Raw genomic sequence first — 23,299 nt, 5'->3', positions numbered from 1 at the left:
AAGATGGGGTAATCGCGAACGGGGCCGATCTGTGCAGAAGGAGAACACTGGTGGCAGAGCAGCCTGAACACACTCGGCTCACCGAATGCAGTCGCGGATGATCCGGGTCGCCTCGGTTCCGGCATCGCACGTCTATGTTCGGCATCTTGCGGATCCGGAACACCACGATCAGGTGGTGCGGCTCCCTGACCCGGTTCCAGCGGATGGCCGGACTGTCCCGGGTGGATGGTGGCCACCGCTGATGCTCGATCCGGGGTGGATCAGCCGGAACCACACCGAGTTCGATGTGTTTCACATTCATTTCGGCTTCGATGCCATCGAGTCCGCTCTGATGAAGGACATTCTGCACGAGTTGTCGGTGCGGCGTATCCCGGTGGTGTACACCGTCCACGATCTGCGCAACCCGCATCAACCCGATCCGGAACCGCACCTCGAACTCCTCGATGTACTGATCCCCGCCGCCGCCCAGGTCGTGACGCTCACCCCGGGTGCTGCCGCCGTGATCGCCCGGAACTGGGCCCGCGCGGCCACGGTGCTCGAACACCCGCACGTGGTGGAGCGCGCGTTGATCGACCGCCCCCGGCCACCGCGCGCCGAGTTCGTGGTCGGGGTGCATGTGAAAAGCCTTCGCGCGAACATGGATCCGTTTCCGATCCTCGATGCGCTGTCCGAGACGGTGCAAGGCCTCGAGGGTGCGCGGTTACAGGTCGACGTCCACGACGAGATCTTCGATCCCGACAATCACTGGTATGCCCCCGACGCCGGTGCGCGTCTTGTGCGGTACGGGGACCGGGATCGCGTCGACGTCCGGGTCCACCCGTACTTCTCGGACGCCCAACTCTGGGACTATCTGTCGTCGATGTCGGTGTCGGTGCTGCCGTACCGCTTCGGTACGCACTCGGGCTGGCTCGAGGCCTGTTACGACCTCGGCACCGCGGTCGCGGCGCCGAACTGCGGCTTCTACGCGCAGCAGCAGGACTGTGCGGTGTTCGGGTTCGACGACACCCATTTCGATGCGGCGTCACTGGATCGATGCATCCGTGAACTCCACGGTGCTGCCCCGGTGCGGGCGAGGTGGGCCGAACGCGAGTCGCAGCGGCGAGAGCTGGCCCGCGCGCACCACGAGATCTACCAGCGAGTACTGTCGTGACCGAAAGTTCCCTGCGTATCGCGTTTCTCGCGTCCTCCCGATTCCCGATCCGGCAACCGTTCGCCGGCGGCCTCGAGTCGCATGTGTGGTACTTGGCCCGCGCCCTGGCCGCGGACGGACACCGGGTGACGTTGTTCGCCGGTCCGGGCTCCGATCCGGCATTGGGCTGCACGGACCTCGAAGTCCGGACGCTCGAGCTGAGCGCGGTCGCCCGTGCCGACGCCTCCATGCCGTCGATGCAGTTCATGACCGAACATCACGCCTATCTGCAACTTATGCTCGATCTCGGCGGCCGGCTGGCCGATGCGTTCGACGTGATCCACAACCACAGCCTGCATTACCTGCCGGTGGCCATGGCTGCCACCGTGTCCACCCCGATTCTGTGCACCCTGCACACCCCGCCCACACCGTGGCTCGAATCGGCTCTCGCGGTCAGTCGCGGGCAGGGCGCCCACTTCGCGGCGGTGAGCGCACACACCGCGGCTTCCTGGCAGCACGTGGTCGGTGAGCTCGAGGTGATCCCCAACGGGGTAGACCTCGCCGACTGGCCGATCGGCGAAGGTGGGAACCGCCTGATCTGGTTCGGCCGTCTGGTGCCGGAAAAAGGTGCCCACCTAGCGATTACCGCCGCTCGGCGCGCCGGATTCCCTCTCGTGCTGGCCGGACCGATCAGCGACACCGACTACTTCGAACGCTCGATCAGACCACTGCTGAACCGGGACGTCGTCTACCTCGGCCACCTCGCCCAGCCTGCGCTGGCCGCCGCGATCGGCCGGTCCGCGGCGGCGCTGGTGACCCCGGTGTGGGACGAGCCCTACGGTCTGGTGGTCGCCGAGGCACTCGCCTGCGGCACGCCGGTGGCCGCCATCGCCCGGGGTGGGATCCCGGAGGTGCTGACCCTGGACTGCGGCCGACTGGTACCACCCGATGACCTCGATGCCCTGGTGGCGGCGATCCCGCAGACCGTGGCACTTTCCCGTGCCGCGGCCCGGGCCCGGGCCGCGGCCCACTGTTCCGAACGCACGATGGTTGACGCCTACGTGAACACCTATCGGCGGCTGATCCGGCAGCCAGTCCACGGGAAACCGTTCCGCCTCGATGGGGTGCGGTGATGATCGGCTACTACATTCACCATCACGGTCAGGGACACCGGGCGCGGGCGATCAGTATCTGCTCCACCCTCACCACAGCCGTCACCGCACTCTCCTCTGCACCCCTACCCCCATTCTCGGCAGGATGTTTCGCCGATGCCATCAGCCTCGCCCGGGACGACCACGGCGGTCCACCCCTGAACCCGACGGCCAACCAGACCCTGCACTGGGCACCCCTCCTAGATCGGGGACTGCAGTCGCGGATGAGCCGCATCGCCAGCTGGATCGAATCCACCCGGCCGAACCTGATGGTGGTCGACGTCTCGGTGGAAGTCACCGCACTCGTTCGGCTCCTCGGTGTGCCGGTCGTCGTCATGGCCATGCCGGGAAGCCGCACCGACTCGGCACATCACCTGGGATATCAACTGGCCGAGCACATCATCGCCGCGTGGCCCCAACAGATCTACGACCCGATGTGGCTGCAGGAATTCGCCCACAAGACCACCTTCGTGGGCGGTATCAGCCGGTTCGACGGCCGCGACGGTGCCGACCCCGAGCCCTCGGCGCGGCCCCGTGTCCTGGTGCTCAGCGGGACCGGCGGATCGAGTCTGACGATGGACGACATCCGGCTGTGCGCCCAACAGCATCGGGGGTACCGGTGGCAGGCGCTCGGTGTTCCGGGAGCACCCTGGGAGGACGACCCGTGGCCGACGTTGAGCAGCGCCGACGTCGTCATCTCGCATGCGGGTCAGAACGCCGTGGCCGACATCGCCGTCGCCCGCCGCCCGGCGATCATCATCGCCCACGAGCGCCCGTTCGACGAACAACAGGCCACCGCGGCGGCCCTCGCCGCCCACGGGCTCGCCGTGTCGGTACCGCAATGGCCGCCGGTGACCGCGTGGCCGCATCTGATCGAGACCGCCCTCGCCCTGGGCGGTGCGCGGTGGCCCCGCTGGCACACCGCAGGGGCGGCCGCCCGAGCCGCAGCGGTCCTCGACACGCTCGCCAAACAATCCGAGTCTGCCCGATGAGGACCGTGGTCGTCACCATCGCCGCGAACCGGGACACCCATCTGCGGCTTCACCTGCGGTCTCTGGCACGCAGCACCGCGGCCGCTCACGAGCACGTGGTCGTCGCGATCGGCGACCCCGCGGTGGCCGACGTCGTGGCCTCCGAGGGCAGCACCGTGCGACTGGTGTGGATCGAACACGATCGGGGCCCACTGCCGCTGGCCCTCGCCCGCAACGCCGGCGCCGCGGCCGCCCTGGCCGCGGGGGCCGAACTGCTCGTCTTCCTGGACGTGGACTGCATCGCCGGCACCACCATGCTCGCGCGGTACGCCGATGCCGCGGGGCAACGGCACCATCACCATGCCCTCCTCTGCGGCCCCGTCACCTATCTGCCGCCCCCCGGACCGGCCGGGTACGACCTCGACCGTGTCCACGAACTGCGCCACCCGCACCCGGCCCGTCCTGCGCCGCCGGCGGGAACCGTGCTGATCGGGTCCGATTACGACCTGTTCTGGTCGCTGTCCTTTGCCGTCACCGTCACCACCTGGGACCGGATCGGCGGGTTCTGCACCGACTACACCGGTTACGGCGGGGAAGACACCGACCTCGCACAGACCGCCGCCACCGCCGGCGTGGGTCTGCGGTGGGTGGGCGGCGCCGACGCGTTCCACCAATACCATCCCGTGTCCGATCCCCCCGTCGAGCACCTCGCCGACATCCTCACCAACGCCGAACTCTTTCACCGTCGCTGGCACCGATGGCCCATGCAAGGGTGGCTGCGCGCCTTCGCCGAACGCGGACTGATCACCTACGACCCCCACCACCGGAGGTGGATCGAGTCGGCGTGAACCCTGCCTTCGGACGAGTCCCCGGCTGTGTGTCCGCCGGTGGACCTGCGATCACGCGTCGCCGGAAGCCCGTCCCGCTCGACATCGGATCGCCTCAGGCTCCGGTGACGATTGTCCGCGGATCCTCGCAGAGGTCTCCGCTGCAGTCCTGCCACGTCACCGCGGTCAGATGCGCATCGTGGACCGTGAACGCGGATGCCGCGGCTCGGACCCACAGCCAGTCGCCGCTGCGGTGGCGGAGTCGGAAGAATGTGGCACAAAAGGCTTTGCTGCCGTGGCTATCTCGTAGGAATCGGCGCCATCGGGGTGTGTCGGATGGCAGCAACAACCATTCGTAGTCACCGATCAGTTGCTCCACCCGATATCCAACCAGGTTGGCGGACGCGGGGTTGGCGAAGAGCATCTGGCGCTGATCATCGAACACAGACAGCGGCTGCGGCAACACCGCGAACAGCGCCTCCAGCATCTCTGTGCGGCACGGGGCGGTGGTCGTGTCGTGTTGGACTGTGGGGATGAAGAAGGGGTAACCGTTCGGCCGGGTACAGGTCCTGGTGGGAACCGACTGATCTTCCACTACCGTGCTCCTCGTCGCCGCCGGGACTGCTGAGCGTCCGTGTACCCGCACCGGTGATGACGCAACCGGCATCCCGTTCGCGGACTGCGTGAGGGCGAGAAGCCCGCCAGGCTGCCTACTCGTCGGCCCGCGTGGAGTACACACCACGCGGGTATCCGGTTGGTGTGGAAATCATCGGAATTCTCATCCTGGTCGGCGTCATCGCCTTCGTCCTGTACAAGAAACGCGGGAGAAGGGGATCCGCGGGGCACGATTGACCCGGTCACCCGTCCACGGGCGGGATCTGCGGGCAAAAAGGGGGGATTCCCCCGCGGCAGCGCAGAGCAGGACTGACACTGCACTCCGCAAACCCGCAGTAGGCAGCGTTCTGCCGGTGGTGGCGGTGCGTCCCCGCCATTCGACGAACGGTGCATTGTTGTTTGCCGTCGGGACTTCATGGGTCGTTGGCCGCGACCGGGGGCGAGTTGCAGTGACCGTCCGGACGTGCTCGGTCACGCCAGCGACGTCGACCCGACGCTAGGAGGCGTTTCGGACGCGTGACCACCAGGCGCCGACGGCTCTCAGGAATCCGGGTTCGGATGGTCACGTGCTTCTCCGGCGCGGCGCAGCCCAGCTCCTCGCTGACCGTGGTGCCGCAATCGCGGCTGTACGGTCGGTGACCTGCAATGCCCAGACGGTCCGCCACCGAACCCGGCCGGGGAGAGGCGAAAACTTCCACGATTCGACACCAGCGGTTTCGCGTGTGCGTGCCGGGGCATAGCTGTAGCAGGTATGAACCTGCAAACGAAGTGAGAATCCGACGTTCTGGTGCGTCGGTGAGGAGAGATCATGGCTACCGAACCAGGCGCGCAGTTGCCTGAGGAACCACAGTCCGAGCGCGGCCCGAAGGGCTCACGCGATGCGGGACCGGACCACGCCGGAGCAAGCCAGGCCGGCCGCGAGCAGGGGTCACTGGATCAGGAGGAGGTCACCTCCACCGGAGAGCATGGTCCGAACCCAACTCCGGCCGGCGGCTCGCTGCCGCCCGGTGACGCGGAGCCGGCGATACCGCCGTACGAGGGCCGGACGACCAGCACGAAGGAAGGGCGCCCGGAGTACGACGAGCATGTGGATTCCGGCGGAATGCAGTCACCGAAACCGCAGGACACCCCGCGCGGTGCGGTGGCATCGCCCGCCGAGGAGAAGCCCGCCGCACAGGCCCCCGAATCCGAGGGCGGCGATTCCGGGGTCGGGCCCGCGCATCAGGGCGGCGTCGGCAGGGCCGAAGACAAGAAGTAGCAGCTCTGGGGGGGGTGTTGGCTGCTCTCGGGCCTGACGCAGAATGGGAGGGATTACGGGTCCACCTAACGAGCGAGCTCGTGGACAGCATCGAGTGCGATGTGCGACCTGGATGCCGCCGCTGTCACGCTGTTGAAAGCGAGAGACTGCTCCAACGACGTTCGCACACAGGCGATTCGTAGAAGCCACGTACCGCGGGATGCCGGGGACATCGGGTGTCAGGTCAGATCCCCGGTTGGGGCGGTTGCCGCGTTGACCTTGATCGAGGCAATCCCGTTCTGGGCTGCCGCTTTCGAGGTATACCCCTGACTGGCCGCGATGATCTCGCCATTAGCTACCTTCAGCTGAAACCGGTACTGACCGGCGGTGTCCTTGAACAAGTCGAACTTTGAAGTCATCAACCCCGCCTGGTCAGTCCACGACGGTCGCGGGCACACGCTCGACGGTAAACCGCCCGTTCCCCTGCCGACGCTCAACACACACGGCTTCCACGCCCGTAGAGGAGACGTACCCCGGTGCGACAGTATCGTGGATCATCTGCGTGCAAAGGGCGACACGATGCGGTGCGACCGCCCGGGAATCTATCCGGTGTCGGAACTTCGAGAAGATTTGTTGGCCAGCACATTCGGTGCACGACACTGGCAATTCGATTCTCCGCGGACGCGGACGCGGGCCGTGAGCCCGGTGGTCGGCGCGTCGAGCGCGACGGGTTGACGCGGTCTGTTCAGTGGCCTTCCGCGTCCATCACGTTGTCGGCGGCTAGAGCGTGTCTGCCAAATATTGGCGGTTGGATGCTCGAGACTGTCCCTGTGTTGCGTGCCAACGAGATTTCCGACGCCCTGTGGGCTGTGATCGAACCCGTCCTCCCTGCTCTGGCGGGTCGTCGGGGGCGGCCGTGGAACGATCATCGGCTGACGCTGGAGGGAATCGTCTGGCGATTCCGTACCGGGTCACCGTGGCGCGACCTGCCCGAATACTTCGGCCCGTGGCAGTCCATCTGGGAACGGCATCGCCGCTGGTCCGACGACGGCACCTACGTGCGGATGTTCGCCGCGGTACGGGCGGCAGCACCCGAACGAGAGGAACAGCTCGAACGGCTGCTGTCGATCGATTCGACCGTTGTCCGCGCCCACCAGCATTCGGCCGGTGCCCGGACCGATGCGCACACAGGGGGCTCGGTCGAATGACAAGAATCTGGCCAACGAACCCGCCGACCACGCACTCGGCCGCTCCCGGGGTGGGCTGAGCACCAAGATCCACGCCCTCACCGACACGTTCTGCTGCCCGCTGACACTGCTGCTCTCGCCGGGACAGGCAGGCGACAACCCCTACCTGGCACCGCTGCTCGAAGCGCACCGCGCTCACGACACCGAAAGGTTCCGGCTGCTGGCAGACAAGGCGTACTCGCACCCGAGCACTCGAAAGCATCTGCGGGAACGCCGAATCTCGCACACCATTCCCGAACGCCGTGACCAGATTCGACGCCGCAAGGCCAAGGGGCCGGACGGGGGTCGACCGCCGGCATTCGACAAGGACCTCTACCGCGAACGCAACACCGTCGAGCGTGGTTTCGGGCGACTCAAGCAATGGCGTGGCATCGCCACGCGCTATGACAAGTACGCCACCACCTTCCTCGGTGGCGTACTCCTCGGCGCGATTGTTATTCATCACCGTGTCCGCAAATAGCAGACACGCTCTAGTCGTTTCACTCGTCGGTGCTCGAGCAGCACCAGGGTTGCCCCGGTGACAAGGCAGAGGGTGCACATGATGACGGCGATCCATGCCCAGCCGGTGAAGCCGTAGCCCGCGGCGACCAGGAAGAGTCCGAGTACGGCGATGCCGGTGCCGATCAGGGTGTAGCCGGGCCAGTTGCGGCTGTCGGTGATGGCCTCACCGGCGTGACTGCGGATCGTGCGGGCGTCGTCTTGGGGATGCAGATTTTCGTTGTCGGTCATCGTTTCGGCCCTGTGCTTTCTTGCGGCGGCAAAGTCTTGGGGGTTCGCGGTGGATAGGGGTAGGTGTAACCCGGCATCCAGAACGGGGCGTACCCGTAGTGGGTGTACAGGTGTTCGTAGAAGTCGGCGTCCGGGACGAGAGAGGGGTCGTATTCGGCGCTGCGGGCGACATGGCTGCGGGCGACATGGTCGCCGGTGCGATCGAGGTGCACACTGACGTCGTCGATGCGGATCACGGCGTCGACCGGCACGAGCCGCTTGGTCTTGCCCAGTCCGAAGAAGCCCCCGGATCCGATGCGCAGAAACCGCACCCGCCGTTCGTCCGCGTCGACGATCAGACCATCGACGTCGCCGAGTACGTGGCCGCCGCGGTCGAACACGGTGTGACCGCGGATATCGGCCTCGGGATGCTCCATCGTCAGCTGTGGGGCGTCGAGATCGATCAACGTCGGTGGCTGCTTCGGCATGGTGCTCAGCTCGCTTCCTGCAGGTCGGTACGAGAAATCGCGGGTCAGGTGACGTCGAGGACGGTCTTGAGCCAGCCCTGCTCGCGGGTGTCGAACCGCTGGTAGGCGTCGAGCGCTCGGGTCGGCGCGGCATGCTGGGTGATGAATGCGGCCGGGTCGAGGGCACCGGTCGCGGCCATGGCCAGCAGGTGCGGGATATAGCGGCGGTGATTGCAGTTTCCGGCCTGCACGGTGAGGTTGCGGTTCATCATCTCGCCGATCGGAAACACATCGAAATTGGGTGGGTAGACACCGATGATGCCGATGCTGCCGGCCTTCGCGGCGGCTTTGACGGCCCATCGCACGGCGAGGCTGGGGGCGTTGCCGGGCACCCAGGTGTCGCCATCGGGATTGGTGTTGGGTGCCGCCTTGTTCCGTTCGGTGTCGAAGACGTTCTCCGATACCGGCAATGTTTCGGCGGCCGGTCCGCCGGAGGGGCGTTGGGCGTCGACTCCGACGGCGTGGATCACCCGATCGACGCCGATCCCACCGGTCAACTCCCGCACCACTTCCACGGGGTCCTCGGTGGTGAAGTTGATGACCTCGGCGTTCTGGGTGCGGGCGATGGCGAGGCGGTCGTCGAGACCGTCGACGACCAGAACTCGGGTCGCACCCTGGCGTTTCGCGGAGGCGATCGCACATTGGCCGACCACGCCGGCGCCGAGCACCAGCACGGAGTCGCCCTCGGTGACCTGGGCCAGGCGGGCGCCGAACCATCCGGTGGGCATCACGTCGGAGATCATGATCGCCTGGTCGTCGGTCACCGGGTCGGGGATCTTGACCAGGGTGGTGGTGGCATGTGGAACGCGGGCGTATTCGGCCTGCAAACCGTTGACGGCCCCGGTGGCTTCCGGTCCGCCGAAGAAGCTGGTGCCGGCCTGGGGCCCGTTCGGGTTGGCGGTGTCGCACTGGGCGAAATACCCGGCCCGGCAGTACGAGCAGATTCCGCAGGCGATGGTGGAGCAGATCACCACCCGGTCGCCGGGGGTGAAACCGCGTACCGCGGCGCCGACGTCCTCGACGACACCGACGCCCTCGTGGCCGACGATGGTGCCTTCCTTCATTCCCGGCATGGTCCCTCGCACCAGGTGCAGGTCGGTGCCGCAGATCGCGCTGGTGGTCAGCCGGACGATGGCGTCCGTCGGTTCGGCGATGTCGGGGATGTCGACGTTGTCGAGGCGGATGTCTCCGATGCCGTGCCAGACGAGTGCTTTCACGAGTGCTCACCCTTTCGTCGAGTGGTGTCTCCGGTTCGGGTGCCCGGCGGCCGCCGTACGAAACACCGATGGCAGGTGTCGGTGATGCGGGGCCATCCAGTCAGTTGTTCGCGACGACCCGCACCGTCTTCAAAGTCGAATCGGTGGCGTCCGGCACGGCCATTCCGGCGGCGTGCCCGCTGCGCAGGTAGTCGATCACGGCGGTGTCGAGCCGCTCGCTCGGTACAACGGAGGGAATGCCCGGTGGGTAGGGGGTGAGCTGTTCGGCTGCGATCCGTCCGGCAGCACGGTCGGCGGCGATCATCTCCGCCGGCCCGAAGAACGCATCACTCGGTGCCATCTCGGTTCGAGCTGCAGTTCTTCGGGGCTGGGGAGGTCGATGTGCGGCGCGGGTTCGAAGGAGGCGGTGGCGGAGCTCATCTCGGTGAGGGCCCGAACCAGCCGGTCGGTGGTGCGCTCGTCGTCGGCCATGGACATGGTGGCGAGGATGCGCCGGTGGTCGGCCATGCCGACGTCCAACCGGCAGTGGCTGCGGAGCCAGTCGGCGCACTGGTACCCCGTAGCGCCGGTCGCGCTCACGTCGATCAGGATCTGCAGGCGATCCAGGTCGTGGGAGGCCTCCTTGCCCAGCAGACGGTCCTCGAGGACGTCGAGCCGGTCGATGTGGTCGATTCGCTTGCGGGTCCGGTCGGCCAGGGACAGGGCAGATCCCAGCAGCTCCGTGCCGCGCTCGACCATCTGTCGGCGCCACCCGTCGAGGGCGGTGTAGATCATCACGTTGGGGCTGGTGGTCATCAGCAGGTCGGCGCACGCGGACAGGTGGGCTCCGTCGACGAGATCGCCTTGGACGTGGAAGACCGACCCCTGCTCGAATCCGGCACCCATCTTGTGGACACTGACGACGCAGACGTCGGCCCCTGCGTCCATCGCCCAGGTCGGCAGGTTGTCGTGGAAGGGCAGGTGTGCTCCCCACGCCTCGTCGATGATCAGGGGTTTGCCCCGTTCGTGGCACACGTCGGCGATCGCGGCGATGTCGGCGCAGGTGCCGTAGGGGCTGGGGCTGACGACGATGGCACCGGCCGCATTGGGATGGCGCTCCCAGGCGGCGCGCACCTGCTTCGGGGACGGCGGGTGGGAGAAGTGCATGTCTTCGTCCCACCGCGGGGTGATCCACCGCGGGGTGACTCTGCTGAAGATCAGGCCCGCGACGATCGATTTGTGCGAATCACGGCCGACCAGCAGGCCGCCCGGGTGATTCCCGGCGACGGCCATCATCGCTGCCTTCACCGACAGCGAGCTGCCGCAGGTGGAGAAGAACGCCTGGTCGGCGCCCACCGCCTCGGCCATGAGGTTTTCGGCGTCGGCGAGATAGCGGCCGCTGGAGGTGCGGTCGTCCAGACCGGAGGCGGCGAGCACATCGGAGCGGAACGGGTCGATCCCGAGCACCTCGGTGACGCGTCGGTCGGCGCCGCGGCCCTGCCGGTGCCCGGGCGGGGTGAACCCGTACCGGTCACGGCGGTGGTAGTCGGCCAGTGCCTCCAACATCGGTGCGTGTGACTGATCCATGCGGTCCGGGTACCCAGTCGCTGCGGGGTGAACTCGCAACCCCGTGTGGTCAACCGGTCGAGAATCGTCAGCCGGGGCGTACCGCGCTGTCTAGGTGTCGTGTCCGCTGTCCTCAGATCCAACCGGGGCGTCACCGAGCCTGGCGCGCCACTACCGCAGCCCGATCGGCTCTGCGGTCCAGCCGATCGAAGGCTCCGGCCAGATCCTCACGTCATTGCACCACTGTGGATTTCACGACCGAGGCTCGCATGACCGGAAGCCATGCCGTGCTGTTACGGCAGTTTTCGTCTCGTCACCGGTCCCGAGGTGAGAAGTTTGCGTAGCCGTGCTGCCGGGGAGCGTTCGCCGAGGACGGCGCTGCTGCTGCGCGAGTGTTCCCTGATCCCGGCGACGAGTTCGTCGAGCACCGACTCGGTGTCGTGGCGCGGGTGCCAGCCGAGAAGGGTGCGGGCTCGGGAGCATTCGACGAGTGGGGTGGCGTAGGCGAGATCGATCCACCCTCGATGGACGGGGGAAAGATGCAGCGTCGATGCGAGATTGGTAAGGATGCTCAATGCCGGTGCGGGAACGTGCACGAGGCGGGCGCCGAAGGCGTCGCGGAGCAGGTCCGCGGTCAGGGGTTCGTCGGCGGCGATGTTGAACGGGCCGGGGCGCCCGATGGGCGAGAGCTTTGAGCACGGCGTCGGCGACGTCATCGGTGTGCACGACGGGCAGTGTCAGGCTGCGATCGAGCGGGAGTACCGGAAGTGCCGGTATTCGCCGGGTCAGGGTTCGTGGCAGGTAGCTCGGTGCCGCGTACCGCAGCAGAGCGGTGGCCTCGTCGTGCTGGGCGATCAGGCCCGGACGTATCCGGGTGACAAGGACAGGCGGCTGCCCGCCGGTTGCAACGGCGTGCTCGATCTCGTCGAGGACGTCCTCCTAGGCGACCTTGTCGGCGCTGTAGATCGAGGGCGGCACGCCTCGGCGGGGCCACTGTTCGGACACCGGCACGCCGGAGGCGCCGGGGGAGTACACCGCCGCCGACGAGAGGTGGACCAGGTGGCCCACGCGGGCGGCCCGAGTTGCCCGCGCGACCGCACGGGTCCCGGCGACCGCTGTTGTCCGCAGGTAGTCGCGGTCTCGGCCCGGCTGGAACGCGATCGCCAGATGGACCACGGCATCGGCACCCTCGAGTACCGGGACGAGGACGGTGTGCGCGTCGTCTCGGGCCAGGTCGATCTCGTGCCAGCGCGCATGCGCGTAGGGAGGGGTGCGTGGGGGCGTTCGGCGGGCGATCCCGGTCACCGCGGTTCCGGGTTCCTGCGCCGCGAGGATACGGAGAAGCGCGGTGCCGACATTGCCACTGGCGCCGGTGATCACGACTTTGCGCAGAGCGTGCATCGGCTATCGGTCCCGTCCGGTGGCCGAGCGAACCGGTGGGCTCATCGGACGCACAAGGTGATTGGCGGCGTTGTCGAACGTCGCCGGGAGTGGGTGGGTCGGGTGGGGTGTAGTGCGCGAGGTGAGAGTGAAATCGGCGCGGGCGAACGGGTGGGCAAGGGCGGTGCTGGTCACCAGCAGGACCAGGTGGCCTCCGCGGCAGGCGGTGGGTCCGGCGGCGTCTGTGGCGGTCAGAGTCATCGAGTACCTCTCGGATCGACGCGAGCGCACGAGGCCTCGCCCCACCCGCACCCGTGCCGTCTACCCACGCCGGTTGAGGTGAAAGAGGACACGCGCCCGGTCCCGCTCGCGGGTGCGGGCACTGATTTGCCCTCCCGGCGACCGGGTACTCGACAGGGAACTGCTTCACCAGATCGGAGAGGTGCATGAGCGAGCACACCCCACACACCATCGACTACCCCGGTCGGACCGCGGACATGGCAGAGGAACCGCATGACGAGATGCGCGCGTACCGGGGCAACGGTCTGTTGGAAGGTAAGCGTGCGCTGGTCACCGGGGGCGATTCCGGGATCGGTCGCGCCGTGGCGGTCGCATTTGCGAAAGAAGGCGCCGACGTGGCCACCGCGTACCTCGAAGAGAGCGAGGATGCGGCGCATACGGCCGAATTGGTCGAAAAGCAAGGGCGACAATGCCGCACCTTCGCCGGCGATCTCGCCGATCCCGGGCACTGCCGCGACGTGGTGGCCCGTACGGTCTCGGAACTGGGCGGACTCGACATCGTCGTCAACAATGTCGCCTACCAGGAACCGGTCGACGACTTGCTTGAGTTGTCCGATGAGCAATGGCGGCGCACGTTTTCGGTGAACATCGACAGCTACTTCCACGTGACGAAGGCGGCGGTACCGCATCTCCGCCCGGGTTCCGCCATCATCAACACCGGTTCGGTCAACGGGTTGCGCGGGAACAAGTCGCTGATCGACTATTCCGCGACCAAGGGTGCGGTGACGGCGTTGACGTATTCGTTGGCGCAGGTCCTGCTGGATCGCGGAATTCGGGTCAACTGTGTTGCTCCCGGGCCGGTCTGGACACCACTGATCCCGGCGACCATGGACGAGGAGAAGGTCGCGGAATTCGGGAAGCAGGCCCCCTACGGGCGGGCCGCCCAGCCCGACGAGATCGCCCCGTCCTATGTGTTCTTCGCGTCCGGTCTGCTGTCCTCGTACTACTCCGGGGAAGTGCTCGCCCCACTGGGCGGTGAGACACTGCCGGGTTGACGGCGGTAAGCGATCCTGGCCGACGGGCTCCCCGGCGGCTGGCGAAGGGGGGTCGAAGGCCGAGAAGGTCGTCGACGAGATGGGCGGAAACGGCGGTGCTCAACGGTTCGCCGCGGCTTGCGACCCGGCTCGGGTCCTGCGGGATGCCGTCCCGTTTCGGCGGTGGTCGTTTGCGCGGCGCGACACCGGGGCATTCGCGCCGGAGCGGTGCGAAAGATGTTCGAGTCCAGAGGACATAGGGATGTGGTTGGCGTGAAGCTGCTCGAGAGAAGTGTGCGTCGGCTCGAACACGCTGACGCATTGGATCGCCCCGCCGGAACGGTCGTGAACGCCATCAACAAGTGGCTTCCGCCGGGCCGGGTCAAGGATGCGTTGTCGGGAACCGATCTGGGGCACCCTGTGCACCCGCTCCTGGTCACCGTTCCTATCGGTGTGTGGGTCAGCGTCGGCCTCCTCGACGCTCTCGGTGGTAGGAGCGCGCGGGCCGCCGCGACGACACTCGTGGGTCTGGGTGCCCTGGCAGCCGTGCCGGCCACTCTCACGGGCGCGTCGGACTGGGCTGACACACTCGGCGCCGAACGCAGAATTGGCGCAGTACACGCGGCCTCCAACTATGCGGCCATTGCCGCGTATGTGGCGTCGTGGACCGCCCGACGCCGCGGCCGTCACCGGGTCGGCATCGGACTGTCGGCAGCGGGGGCGGGACTGCTCGGAGTCGGTGGCTGGCTCGGTGGCCATCTGACCTACGCCGCCGGAGTCGGGGTCGACACCACCGCGTTCTCCACCCTGCCCTCGGAATGGACGGACGCGGCACCGGAAACTGCCCTCGCCGGCGGGGAAATGGGCGCCGTGATGGTCGGCACCGTGTCGGTGCTCCTGGTGAACCGCGCGGACGGCATCGTCGCGCTGAGCAACCGCTGCACCCATCGGGGTGCACCATTGGACGACGGCTCCCTCGACAATAGGTGCATCGAATGCCCGTGGCACGGGAGTCGCTTCGGTGTCGGTGACGGCCAGGTAATGCGCGGTCCGGCGACCCGACCTCAACAGGTGTACGAGGCCCGGGTGCGGAACGGACGGATCCAGGTCCGGCAACCGGACGAGCAGCGGACACTCCGCACCAACCCCGTCGCCAGTGGCAAGGATGACGGCACCACGCAGGTAGCGGTGAGGTCCACACCTGAGATGCCCTCTCGAAGCGCGCGACGACGCGAGTGACCTGGAAAGCGATGTGATAGTTCACTCGCGGTGAGGGCCCACGACAAGAACCGTGGCGCGGACGGTCAGAGCGGTAGGGCATCGTCTGGTTCGGGAATGCATCCCTCGAAGGTGCGGCGTGCACATTCGGCGATCACCTCGGCGACATTTCCGCGGCGGGCCAGGGTCCGGAGTTGCCGGATGGCCCCGTTACCGTGATCGAGGACCGCTGCCACCGACGTGGTGACCTGCCCGTACTCCCCGAGTTCGACGAGGGCGGCCTTGACGTGCGCCAGCAGTTGGTGCACCAGTCGGTGCGCGGGGATCAGGTGCATCGTGGTCAGGTCGAAGCCCTGTCCGTTCAGGCCGTCCCGGGCAGCCCGCCAGCACGCTCCGCGCAGCACCTCCTGGCTAATCGTCGGTGCCGGGATACCGCGCTCGATCGCGTCCGCCGCGGTGATGACCAGGGCGTGCACCAGCGTGGTCAGGAGCATCGTCTCTGCGATGGTCGCGGGAACGTCGCTGATACGGATCTCCACGGTGGGCAGATGATCCGGGGCCCGCACATCTCAATAGACCATGTCGGCGTCGAGGATGGCGCCGCTCTCACGCATTGCCGCGACCGCGGCGTCGTAGTCGGTCGCGGAGTCGAGATACGGGGTGGGCCCGCACTGGGCCAATGACTGAACAGGATGTATCGCCAACTGGCGTAACCGGTGTCGCTTCCGGCGGCGATCGGAGAGTTCGCGGTCAGCGCCAGCAGGGTGGGCAGCCACGGTCGCAGATGGTTGTTCACCTGTACCGCCTGCTCATGATCTGCCACCCCGACGTGCACGTGGCAGTCGCAGATCACGCCGGCTGCGCGCGCGCCGAAATGTCCGGCGATCGCCTGATACCTGGGTGTGTAGGTGATCGCGTCCGGTGGCGGGTCGGACATCGGGGTCCCGATGGCGAGAAGTTGACATCCGGTGCGGGTGGCGGCGTCGGCGGTCACTGCACGGGACTTGCACAATTGGTCACGCAGGTCCCGGATGTGCGTGCCGATCGAGGTGGCAGTTTCGATCTGACAGCGGGAGAACTCCGGGCGGAGAGTGATGCCGAGATCGCGTCCCGCGGCGATGACTTCTGTGTTGTACAGCGCGGGCCGCCCGGTGTGTGGATCGACGAGGCAGAATTCCTCCTCTACCCCGAGGTTGGGGCCCCCGCGACGGAACGGCCTGTTCGGCACGGTGGTTGCCATGGCGTCCTCCCATCTGCGAACACACCACCACCAGGAGCATCGACCCGGGCGGTTCAACTGCGGCGGCGGATCCTCTGTGCCGGCGGCAGATCCTTGTGGTGAGACAGACAATGAGGAGGTGCGCCGCACCGATGGGCATTGGCGGTCCCGGCGCCGTGAAATCGACGCGGCCGGTTGATCCCGGCAGCCCGAGTCGGTCAGGTGCGCTTTGACCGCGTGTAGGGCCTCAATGGTTGCGTAGCGCGTCGATCAATTCACTCTTCCGCTTCGAAGAAAAGCCCGACAGCCCGACCTCTTTCGCCTTCTTCTTGAGCTCGTCAACGGTCCAGTCCTCGTACCAGGATGACTTGCCGCCTTTACGGCCGGTACCGGATCGGCCACGGTTGGCGGCCGAGTTCGCGATCCGCGCCGCCTTCTCCTTCGACGCACCATCCTTCCGTACTTCCTGGTACACCTTCTCGTCCTTGATCGATGACCGCGGCATGCTGCTTCTCCTCTCGATCGGCTGCTCATCGGATACCTGGATTCATCGGACCTGCACCACCTGGCCACCGGTTGGGTCGTGAAATGGTCCCAGGAAATTCCCGGGATGTGTGGACGCTCCATGAACCGCACGGACGAAGCGACAAAGGGCGCCCGGTGGGGAAGTGGTGGTCACTGACGCCGGCGGTTACGTCGTCGGTGGTCCTGTCGCCGCGGCGCCGGCGATGCTCGCCCTGGGCGGACCAGCACACGGTCGGTCGATCACGCGATCGGTAGATCTGCGATGTGGCCACGGTGACAGGGTTCTCGCTCGACCTCACCATTGACGACGGGCCGTCACTGTCGTCGACGATCCTCCCCCCGACCTTCACCTGCGCTCGATGACTTGCTGCGCGATGACGTTGAGACGGGTGTTGGTTTCCTGGGACAGCTTGGTGAGAAGCTCGAAAGCGCGGATTGCGTCGATGTCGAACCGCTCCATGAGCATGCCCTTGGCCTGGCCGATGATGTCGCGGGAGGCGATGGCGGATCTGAGTTGCTCCTCGGTACGCGCCGCGGTCACGGCGAGTGCGGCATGAGCGGCCAGCGCCTCGACCGTAGCTTCTTCCTCGGGACCGAATGCGTGCGGCGCGAATGCGAAGAGATTCAGGGCTCCCATCTTTTCTCGGGCGGTGTAGAGCTGGAAGGAGATGGAGCTGAGGATCCCCGCCTCCACCGCGGCTGCGGCGAACTCTGGCCAGCGCGTCTCGGATCGAAGATCGTCGCTGCGCACGACGAGATTCTCGACGGCCGCCACCACGCACGGCCCCTGCCCGAGCTCCTTCTGCACGGAGTCGAGTTTCTGAAGTAGCGGCGAGGTCGGTGCCACCGTCTCGAATGTGTTTCCTGCGGATATGAGGAGAATGCCCGCGCAGGTCTCGGACGGCATCAAGTCGACCACGGCGCCGGTGATGGCGTGCAGGCGTTCGGCGACGGTGCGGGGGGTGGCGAGGTTGCGTGCGAGCCCAGCGATGGTCTGAGCGATGTTCCCGGTGCCCGAGTCGTTCATCACGTTCCTTTCGCCGAGCGTGGTCACGACCAGCGGGATCGCCGCCGTGCGGGAGCTCGAGTCCACCTCCCACCGTATGACACCAATCCCGATATCCGGTCCGAATGCCCGTGCCGCGAAGTCGAGGGTGCTGAGTGCGGCCGAAATCGGTACGCGCTACCGCGTCCACCCGCGCGGGATGTGAGCCGTCGGGGCGGGAGTTGGGGTCAGAGGTTGGGAAGAGCTGCGGTGAGGAAGACGAGGCCGGCGGCGATTCCGAGGGCGCCGGTGAGGATGCCGAGCAGCGCTTCGAGTGCCTTGGATTCGTTTTCTTCGACGGCGCGGTGCCGGTTGGCGACGATTCCGGTGCCGATGGCGGCGGCACCGAGCAGGATGCCGAATCCGAATGTCCAGAACATCACGATCGACAACGCGCCCAGCATGATCGAGAGGTCGCTGCAGTTTTCGCCGAGAGGACGAGGTGGCCTGGTGGGCCGGGAGGAGCGTGGCTCGAAACTGTCGGGGTCGGGCCGGAACCGGGTCGTGGTGACAGTCATTTTTCGGGTCCTCAGTGGTGTGCGGTGGATCAGATGCCGTTGTCCTGCGATAGGTTCGGTCCAGCGGTGCCGCGGTGCCGCGGTGCCGCGGGACCGAACCCGGTGGTGGTCAGGCTTCGATGGGGGTGCGGTCTCCGCCCCCGAGGGGTGAGCCCGTGCTGGTGATCTCGATGCGTCGCGGTTTCGCTCGTTGGGTGATCGGCAGGGTCACACTGAGTACACCGTTGTCGTAACTTGCCGAGATGCTGTCGACGTCGATGTTCTCACCGAGCGACACCTGGCGTCGGTAGCGGCCGCTGAATCGCTCCGAGGTCAACCACTGCACATCGTCTTCCGAGTGGCTCCGATGGGCGGTCAGAGTCAATACCCCGGCGTCGACATCGATGTCGATCGAGCCGGGATCGATGCCGGGCAGATCGGCGTGCAAGACATAGTGGTCGTCGACCTTGTACAGGTCCATCGGCATGAATCGCGGACGACGAGGCGATCCGGTCTGAGCTACCAGCAAAGACCGGGTCAACGGGTCGATGTCGGTGAAGGGGTCGAAACGCAGCACAGCAACACACCTCCCATGATCAGTCAATCGGCCCGCCACCTCGGTGGACGCTCCATCACTGTGCACGAAGCAATTTAGCACTCGACCATCTCGAGTGCCAGAACATTTGGCTCGTGTGTCGAACTCCACTGAAGCGGCAACTCAGCTACCCGATGGTTACCGCGCGTGGAGTGGCGGGTCGAGTCATGGCGATTCTTTCTCGCCGGGATGGGAGGTGGAGTGTCGGTTGTCGAGTGCTATCCCCGGGCCCACCGTGAACATCCGGGGCTCGGTAAACCCGTGTTAGTGATGGTGGGGAGTGGGTAAGTCGTAGTGACGCGACGGTGCGCCGCGCGCTCACCGTGATTTCCGCGGTGCCGACCGGATGCTGTGGTGGAGAAGGGCCGCTTCGTGAACAAGATCATCGCCGCCTCGACGGTGCACGCCTACATCGAGAATGAGGGCATGTACCCGCAGGTGCGTGATCATGTCCCGGACCTCGAGGACGACATCCTCGAATCCTACGAGGAGCACCATGTCGCGGACGTGCTGGTGACCGGGCTGGCGGCGCTGACACTGGACGACGAACGATTCGACGCGAATGCCACCGTGCTGATCGAGAATGTCGAGCACCACATCGAAGAGGACGAGCAAGACTGGTTTCGGAACGTTCGAGAACAACTGGGGTGCAATAAGCTTCGAGAGATCGGTGCGCAGTGATTCGAACCGAAGGGAGGAGGCGCCCAAGTCTCCCGTCCAACCCTCGGCCCTGAAGAAGACGGTCGATGCGGTGATCGGATAGGGCGGCGAGCGAACATCAGAGGAGGGGACCGTGAGTCTGGCAGGACATCTTGCAGGTGTGGCTGGGACCGTGTTCGTCCGGGCACCATTTCAGGCCGCCGCCGTGTTGCGGGGCGGCGCCCGGGTTTTCCATCCGCGCGGCCTGGTAGCAACCGGGCATATCGAACTGATCTCCTCCTGGTGGACGCTGCGGACAGGAGCGCGGATCGACGTGGTGGCCAGGCTTTCCAAGGGAGTGGGAACTCCCTCCGCAACCCCGGACGTGCTCGGGCTTGCGCTGAAAATCCCGCTCGATTCGCCCGACACCGAGTGGGATCTTCTGCTGGCCAGCTCCGGCACCTCGGCGGTGACCCGGACTCTCCCGCTCCCCGCGTCAGGATGGCGCAAGGCCCGCTACAGCAGCCTGATGCCCTATTCGTCGAACGGGACGGACACCAGGTGGGTGCAGGCCGCCCCAGTAGGACCTCAACCGGCGTCGACCTCACTGGATGCGTTGAGGCAGTCCCTCACGGACGCGCCGCTGAGGTTTCGTGTGGACCTCGTCTCGGCGACCGGTTCGCCCGTTCCTGCGGCGCACGTTGAACTGTCGCAGGTTCGTGAGGACCAGGACGACGACCAACCGACGTTCGACCCGGTACTCCACTGCCCGCCAGCGTTGGCACTACGCCCGGCATGGCTCGCCGGCGTGCGGATCGGCGCATACCGCGGAAGTCGCCGCGGCCGCGGAGACCCGTCCCCGTAGGTCCGTCGCCGACCGTGTCTACGTGTGCAGGCACGCGCGGATCTCGAGCCGGGCGGCGAACACGGTGCGGCGCGAGACGTCTAGCGGTGACACCGCCGGCCCCGACTCGGTCGCCCGCACGGCGAGAACCCCGCTGCCGATGTAAATATCGAGGACGTGCGTGAACTCCTCGCGCCATACGAACCGACCACCCCGGTGCAGCACCTATCGGTGAAGTGCGTCCTCGAGTAGGGATAGGGCATGGGAAGTGGTCGCCCCCACTACCTCGCCGGGATCACCGTCGAAGTGCCGCAGTTCGGTGCGGACCCGACCGTCGGTGAAGACTCCGAACCATACCGTGCCCGGTGGCTGTCCGTCCTGGGGTTGCGGTCCGCCGGCGCCGGTGACCGCCACCGCCAAGTCCGCGCCGAGCAGCTCGGCTACCGTTGTGGCCATCGCGCGGGCACTGGATTCGCTGACGACCGGGCCGTCCGGGACCTGGAGCAGTCCATGTTTCACGGAATCGGCATAGGCGACGACGCCGCCCAAATACCACTCGGACGACGACGGCGCGGCACCGAGAACGGAGGAGATTCGCCCGCCGGTCAACGATTCTGCGGTGGCGACGGTGACATCCCGCTCGCGGGCTGCGGCCGAGATCCGTTCCGCACGCTCATCCCACTTACTCACTCGGGGCACGCCGGCCGATGCGGTGGAGCGCGGAGACACTGACCATGCCGAGCGCGAGCACAATCATCATCGTCATCACATGAATCATCTGACCTCCGCCTCGTGTCTCGGCTTCCGTTGCCTCTGACTGTATTTCCCCTCATGGAGCGCCGCTGATCTTTACCGGATTTACCGACCAGGCGATTGCGGTCTCCCGGTTGGGCGGCTCCGCCGGCTAGGGGCTGAACCGGGGAGCCTCGCCGTCGCCGCGTCCGGACACGACGCCGACGTGAGTATCGAAGTACCCTGCGGGAAACGAGACTAATCCCAACGCATCGAAGGTCTCCGTCCTCGCGCGAGGTCGGAATTGCCGCAGATTTGCCCCTACCGGGCGACGACTGCGCCTTCACACGCATCGTGTCCGTCGGCATCGGAGGTAGATCGACACGCCCACGTCCCGCACAGCCCGGTGGTGTCGAATCAGCACGTCGTCAGTTCGCTCCCGACGCCCCCGAACTGCCGATCGTCGGACCGCAGAGGGGGATCGGTCGACGGTCGCTCCGACGATCGGTGATGGTGCGGAGTTGCAGTCCGTGGGTACTCGGTGAAGAGACGAGGCTCCCGGCGGTTGGGGCATTGAACGGAAGGTGTTTGCCGTGCAACCTATAGACGAGCACGCGGATCGCACCGGACCCACGTTCGGCATTCCGGACGAAGATCCGATCGTGTGGCCGGACCCGAGTCCGCTGGACTTGTGGTGGCGGCGGGTGATGGCAGAGAGTCTCCGACGGTCAACCGGCGGTGCACCGTCGTCGCCCCGGGGCACTCCTTGGAGTCACCCAGAGGCCGGATAGTGCCGCAGTACGCCACGCTGGGGCGGGAGTAGTCCGCGCTGACGGCGCAACCGGGGGTCGCACCGGGGTGCGAAAACTGCTGCTGCCGCGGCTGCGCACCGGGACGACCACGGCCATCCCGCGACAGACATTGCACCCATTCACCGCAGTGTGGCACAGTTGCCGCTGCCGCTACCGGTGGTCGCGCCAGGAGCGACGGGGGTCGAATCCGGTGGCCTTCTCGGCCTTCTCGTAGGAGCGCAGGGCGTCGATAGCTGTCTGGTCCAGCCGGGACGGCACCGCGACCTGCACGGTCACCCGCAGATCGCCGGGTGGCCGGCCGCGGTGGGGGACGCCGCGACCTTGTAACCGGAAGGTGCGCCCGGACGGGGTGCCCGCGGGGATCTTCACGCTGACCCGCCCGTCGAGGGTGGGCACCGAGATCGTGGTGCCGAGGGCGAGTTCGGCGAAGCCGACCGGGACGGTGACCGTGAGATCGTCGCCGTCGCGGTCGAAGATCGGATCCGGGTCCACCTCGACGGTGACGTACAGGTCCCCCGACGGGGCGCCGCGCAGCCCGGGTTCGCCGTGCGCGGGCAGCCGGATGCGTTGGCCGTCGGTCACTCCGGGCGGGATGCGGACGTTGATGGTGCGGGTGCGGTGCCCGACCCCGGTGCCCTGGCAGTCCGTGCAGGGGGAGTCGACGATCACGCCGGTGCCGCGGCAGTCGTCGCAGGATTCGCTGAACCCGAAGCCGCCCTGATTGTGGGTGCGGGTTCCGGCGCCGCCGCACGACGGGCACCGCCGTGGCTGGGTTCCGGGCCGGGCACCGCTGCCGTGGCAGCTGGTGCATACCGTGGGTCCGCTGACCTGCAGCGGCAGCACCACCCCGGTGACGGCCTGCCGGAACGGGAGCCGGGTCTGCGCCTCGACGTCGCTGCCTCGCCGCGGGCGAAACGTGGTGGTGTGGGTGCTGCTGCGGCGGAACAGATCCCCGAACAGGTCACCGAACCCGGCCTCGCCGGAGGTGAACGCGGACCCTCCGCCGCCGAAGAGGTCGGACAGGTCGAATCCGCCCATTCCGCCGGCCGGCCCGCCGCCGCCGGCGCCGGCACGGGTGCCGGCCCGCCGGAACGCCCCGGACCGGTACAGCTGCCGGGTCCGGTCGTACTCGGCGCGGCTGGCCGGGTCCGAGAGCACTGCGTGCGCCTCGCTGACCGCCTTGAACCGCTCCCCGGCCGCCTGGTCGTGCGGGTTGGCGTCCGGGTGCAGTTGCCGGGCCAGCTTGCGGTAGGCCCGTTTGATGTCCTCCGCCGACGCCGTCGACGGCACCCCCAAGTCGGCGTAGAAGTCCCGTTCGATCCACTCCTGCTGCGTCACAGCGCAA

The 23,299-nt window shown here is 67.1% G+C and carries 22 protein-coding genes and 4 pseudogenes; 10 read left to right on the top strand and 16 right to left on the bottom strand.

Going from position 1 to position 23,299, the window contains the following annotated elements; translation table 11 throughout:
- Nucleotides 1–97: 97 nt before the first annotated feature.
- Genes I1A62_RS01995 through I1A62_RS01980 form a run of 4 tightly spaced genes read left to right on the top strand, consistent with a single transcriptional unit; the run spans nucleotide 98 to nucleotide 4,099 of the window.
- On the top strand, nucleotides 98–1,150 hold the full coding sequence (locus I1A62_RS01995) for a glycosyltransferase family 1 protein (RefSeq protein ID WP_219455022.1): 1,053 nt from the start codon (nucleotides 98–100) through the stop codon (nucleotides 1,148–1,150).
- Entirely contained in the window at nucleotides 1,147–2,262 is a 1,116-nt protein-coding gene (locus I1A62_RS01990; RefSeq protein ID WP_219453765.1) for a glycosyltransferase, read from the top strand. The genes I1A62_RS01995 and I1A62_RS01990 overlap by 4 nt, the downstream gene beginning before the upstream one ends.
- Nucleotides 2,262–3,272, top strand: a complete 1,011-nt coding sequence (locus I1A62_RS01985) for a glycosyltransferase (protein ID WP_219453763.1) — start codon at nucleotides 2,262–2,264, stop codon at nucleotides 3,270–3,272. The genes I1A62_RS01990 and I1A62_RS01985 overlap by 1 nt, the downstream gene beginning before the upstream one ends.
- A complete protein-coding gene (locus tag I1A62_RS01980; protein ID WP_219453761.1) occupies nucleotides 3,269–4,099 on the top strand; it encodes a glycosyltransferase family 2 protein in 831 nt (276 codons plus the stop codon). The genes I1A62_RS01985 and I1A62_RS01980 overlap by 4 nt, the downstream gene beginning before the upstream one ends.
- A gap of 94 nt (nucleotides 4,100–4,193) precedes the next feature.
- Here the strand turns inward: I1A62_RS01980 and I1A62_RS01975 are convergent, their stop codons facing one another.
- A complete protein-coding gene (locus I1A62_RS01975) occupies nucleotides 4,194–4,673 on the bottom strand; it encodes a PAS domain-containing protein (protein ID WP_219453759.1) in 480 nt (159 codons plus the stop codon).
- 828 nt (nucleotides 4,674–5,501) lie between these two features.
- Here I1A62_RS01975 and I1A62_RS01970 point away from each other — a divergent pair.
- On the top strand, nucleotides 5,502–5,951 hold the full coding sequence (locus tag I1A62_RS01970; protein WP_219453757.1) for a hypothetical protein: 450 nt from the start codon (nucleotides 5,502–5,504) through the stop codon (nucleotides 5,949–5,951).
- A 218-nt stretch (nucleotides 5,952–6,169) separates the two neighbouring features.
- On the opposite strand, the gene I1A62_RS01965 is transcribed toward I1A62_RS01970, so the two are convergent.
- Complete coding sequence (locus I1A62_RS01965; protein ID WP_219453756.1) at nucleotides 6,170–6,349, bottom strand: YegP family protein; 180 nt, start codon at nucleotides 6,347–6,349, stop codon at nucleotides 6,170–6,172.
- Nucleotides 6,350–6,760: 411 nt separating this feature from the next.
- On the opposite strand from I1A62_RS01965, the pseudogene I1A62_RS01960 reads away from it, so the two are divergent.
- A pseudogene (locus I1A62_RS01960) lies at nucleotides 6,761–7,637 on the top strand (IS5 family transposase).
- Here the strand turns inward: I1A62_RS01960 and I1A62_RS01955 are convergent.
- The 6 genes and pseudogenes from I1A62_RS01955 to I1A62_RS45690 form a co-directional block, all read right to left on the bottom strand.
- On the bottom strand, nucleotides 7,619–7,906 hold the full coding sequence (locus tag I1A62_RS01955; RefSeq protein ID WP_219453754.1) for a hypothetical protein: 288 nt from the start codon (nucleotides 7,904–7,906) through the stop codon (nucleotides 7,619–7,621). The pseudogene I1A62_RS01960 and the gene I1A62_RS01955 overlap by 19 nt on opposite strands.
- The gene (locus I1A62_RS01950; protein WP_219453753.1) at nucleotides 7,903–8,373 is read right to left on the bottom strand and encodes a PRC-barrel domain-containing protein; all 471 of its coding nucleotides are present in this window, start codon (nucleotides 8,371–8,373) and stop codon (nucleotides 7,903–7,905) included. The genes I1A62_RS01955 and I1A62_RS01950 overlap by 4 nt, the downstream gene beginning before the upstream one ends.
- Before the next feature lie 44 nt (nucleotides 8,374–8,417).
- Nucleotides 8,418–9,629 carry an alcohol dehydrogenase catalytic domain-containing protein gene (locus I1A62_RS01945; RefSeq protein ID WP_219453751.1) on the bottom strand — a complete coding sequence of 404 codons (1,212 nt, stop codon included), beginning with the start codon at nucleotides 9,627–9,629 and terminating at the stop codon, nucleotides 8,418–8,420.
- 100 nt (nucleotides 9,630–9,729) lie between these two features.
- Nucleotides 9,730–11,195, bottom strand: a pseudogene (locus I1A62_RS01940) (aminotransferase class I/II-fold pyridoxal phosphate-dependent enzyme).
- A gap of 272 nt (nucleotides 11,196–11,467) precedes the next feature.
- Nucleotides 11,468–11,890 carry a hypothetical protein gene (locus I1A62_RS45695; RefSeq protein WP_257890360.1) on the bottom strand — a complete coding sequence of 141 codons (423 nt, stop codon included), beginning with the start codon at nucleotides 11,888–11,890 and terminating at the stop codon, nucleotides 11,468–11,470.
- Between the two features lie 223 nt (nucleotides 11,891–12,113).
- Nucleotides 12,114–12,575, bottom strand: coding sequence for an NAD-dependent epimerase/dehydratase family protein (locus tag I1A62_RS45690; RefSeq protein ID WP_257890359.1), 462 nt, complete (start codon nucleotides 12,573–12,575; stop codon nucleotides 12,114–12,116).
- A gap of 425 nt (nucleotides 12,576–13,000) precedes the next feature.
- On the opposite strand from I1A62_RS45690, the gene I1A62_RS01930 reads away from it, so the two are divergent.
- Nucleotides 13,001–13,849 (top strand): SDR family oxidoreductase, encoded by an 849-nt coding sequence (locus I1A62_RS01930; protein ID WP_219453749.1) that lies wholly within the window; start codon nucleotides 13,001–13,003, stop codon nucleotides 13,847–13,849.
- Between the two features lie 252 nt (nucleotides 13,850–14,101).
- On the top strand, nucleotides 14,102–15,067 hold the full coding sequence (locus tag I1A62_RS01925) for a Rieske (2Fe-2S) protein (protein WP_219453747.1): 966 nt from the start codon (nucleotides 14,102–14,104) through the stop codon (nucleotides 15,065–15,067).
- Between the two features lie 65 nt (nucleotides 15,068–15,132).
- Here the strand turns inward: I1A62_RS01925 and I1A62_RS01920 are convergent.
- From I1A62_RS01920 to I1A62_RS01900, 5 genes and pseudogenes are all read right to left on the bottom strand, one after another.
- Nucleotides 15,133–16,286: pseudogene (locus I1A62_RS01920) on the bottom strand (glutamate--cysteine ligase).
- 226 nt (nucleotides 16,287–16,512) lie between these two features.
- On the bottom strand, nucleotides 16,513–16,770 hold the full coding sequence (locus I1A62_RS01915) for an SAP domain-containing protein (protein ID WP_219453745.1): 258 nt from the start codon (nucleotides 16,768–16,770) through the stop codon (nucleotides 16,513–16,515).
- A 366-nt stretch (nucleotides 16,771–17,136) separates the two neighbouring features.
- Complete coding sequence (locus I1A62_RS01910) at nucleotides 17,137–17,817, bottom strand: GAF and ANTAR domain-containing protein (RefSeq protein ID WP_124395494.1); 681 nt, start codon at nucleotides 17,815–17,817, stop codon at nucleotides 17,137–17,139.
- 206 nt (nucleotides 17,818–18,023) lie between these two features.
- Nucleotides 18,024–18,353 (bottom strand): hypothetical protein, encoded by a 330-nt coding sequence (locus I1A62_RS01905; RefSeq protein ID WP_219453744.1) that lies wholly within the window; start codon nucleotides 18,351–18,353, stop codon nucleotides 18,024–18,026.
- A gap of 109 nt (nucleotides 18,354–18,462) precedes the next feature.
- On the bottom strand, nucleotides 18,463–18,909 hold the full coding sequence (locus I1A62_RS01900) for an Hsp20/alpha crystallin family protein (protein ID WP_124395453.1): 447 nt from the start codon (nucleotides 18,907–18,909) through the stop codon (nucleotides 18,463–18,465).
- 360 nt (nucleotides 18,910–19,269) lie between these two features.
- On the opposite strand from I1A62_RS01900, the pseudogene I1A62_RS01895 reads away from it, so the two are divergent.
- Together I1A62_RS01895 and I1A62_RS01890 are read left to right on the top strand one after the other, a co-directional pair.
- Nucleotides 19,270–19,690 (top strand): annotated as a pseudogene (locus I1A62_RS01895) (hemerythrin domain-containing protein); the annotation flags it as partial.
- Between the two features lie 30 nt (nucleotides 19,691–19,720).
- Nucleotides 19,721–20,431, top strand: a complete 711-nt coding sequence (locus I1A62_RS01890) for a hypothetical protein (protein WP_257890358.1) — start codon at nucleotides 19,721–19,723, stop codon at nucleotides 20,429–20,431.
- A gap of 18 nt (nucleotides 20,432–20,449) precedes the next feature.
- Here the strand turns inward: I1A62_RS01890 and I1A62_RS01885 are convergent, their stop codons facing one another.
- The 3 genes from I1A62_RS01885 to dnaJ form a co-directional block, all read right to left on the bottom strand.
- Nucleotides 20,450–20,635 (bottom strand): hypothetical protein, encoded by a 186-nt coding sequence (locus I1A62_RS01885; RefSeq protein ID WP_219453742.1) that lies wholly within the window; start codon nucleotides 20,633–20,635, stop codon nucleotides 20,450–20,452.
- Nucleotides 20,636–21,100: a CinA family protein gene (locus I1A62_RS01880; protein WP_219453740.1), complete on the bottom strand. Its 465-nt coding sequence runs from the start codon at nucleotides 21,098–21,100 to the stop codon at nucleotides 20,636–20,638. It abuts the gene before it with no gap.
- Between the two features lie 1,004 nt (nucleotides 21,101–22,104).
- Nucleotides 22,105–23,292: a molecular chaperone DnaJ gene (dnaJ, locus tag I1A62_RS01875; protein ID WP_219453738.1), complete on the bottom strand. Its 1,188-nt coding sequence runs from the start codon at nucleotides 23,290–23,292 to the stop codon at nucleotides 22,105–22,107.
- Nucleotides 23,293–23,299 lie beyond the last annotated feature (7 nt).

This window comes from Rhodococcus sp. USK10 (assembly GCF_019378875.1).
In the GTDB taxonomy this organism is placed as follows: domain Bacteria; phylum Actinomycetota; class Actinomycetes; order Mycobacteriales; family Mycobacteriaceae; genus Rhodococcus_F; species Rhodococcus_F pseudokoreensis.
Note: the sequence above shows the minus strand (reverse complement) of the source record. Positions and strands in the feature narration are given on the sequence as shown.

Bases quoted from the DNA above. Each gene is read 5' to 3' on its own strand.
- I1A62_RS01995 (WP_219455022.1), top strand. From the start codon at position 98: ATGATCCGGGTCGCCTCGGTTCCGGCATCGCACGTCTATGTTCGGCAT.
- I1A62_RS01985 (WP_219453763.1), top strand. From the start codon at position 2,262: ATGATCGGCTACTACATTCACCATCACGGTCAGGGACACCGGGCGCGG.
- I1A62_RS01980 (WP_219453761.1), top strand. From the start codon at position 3,269: ATGAGGACCGTGGTCGTCACCATCGCCGCGAACCGGGACACCCATCTG.
- I1A62_RS01970 (WP_219453757.1), top strand. From the start codon at position 5,502: ATGGCTACCGAACCAGGCGCGCAGTTGCCTGAGGAACCACAGTCCGAG.
- I1A62_RS01965 (WP_219453756.1), bottom strand. From the start codon at position 6,349: ATGACTTCAAAGTTCGACTTGTTCAAGGACACCGCCGGTCAGTACCGG.
- I1A62_RS01955 (WP_219453754.1), bottom strand. From the start codon at position 7,906: ATGACCGACAACGAAAATCTGCATCCCCAAGACGACGCCCGCACGATC.
- I1A62_RS01950 (WP_219453753.1), bottom strand. From the start codon at position 8,373: ATGCCGAAGCAGCCACCGACGTTGATCGATCTCGACGCCCCACAGCTG.
- I1A62_RS45695 (WP_257890360.1), bottom strand. From the start codon at position 11,890: ATGACGTCGCCGACGCCGTGCTCAAAGCTCTCGCCCATCGGGCGCCCC.
- I1A62_RS45690 (WP_257890359.1), bottom strand. From the start codon at position 12,575: ATGCACGCTCTGCGCAAAGTCGTGATCACCGGCGCCAGTGGCAATGTC.
- I1A62_RS01930 (WP_219453749.1), top strand. From the start codon at position 13,001: ATGAGCGAGCACACCCCACACACCATCGACTACCCCGGTCGGACCGCG.
- I1A62_RS01915 (WP_219453745.1), bottom strand. From the start codon at position 16,770: ATGCCGCGGTCATCGATCAAGGACGAGAAGGTGTACCAGGAAGTACGG.
- I1A62_RS01910 (WP_124395494.1), bottom strand. From the start codon at position 17,817: ATGAACGACTCGGGCACCGGGAACATCGCTCAGACCATCGCTGGGCTC.
- I1A62_RS01905 (WP_219453744.1), bottom strand. From the start codon at position 18,353: ATGACTGTCACCACGACCCGGTTCCGGCCCGACCCCGACAGTTTCGAG.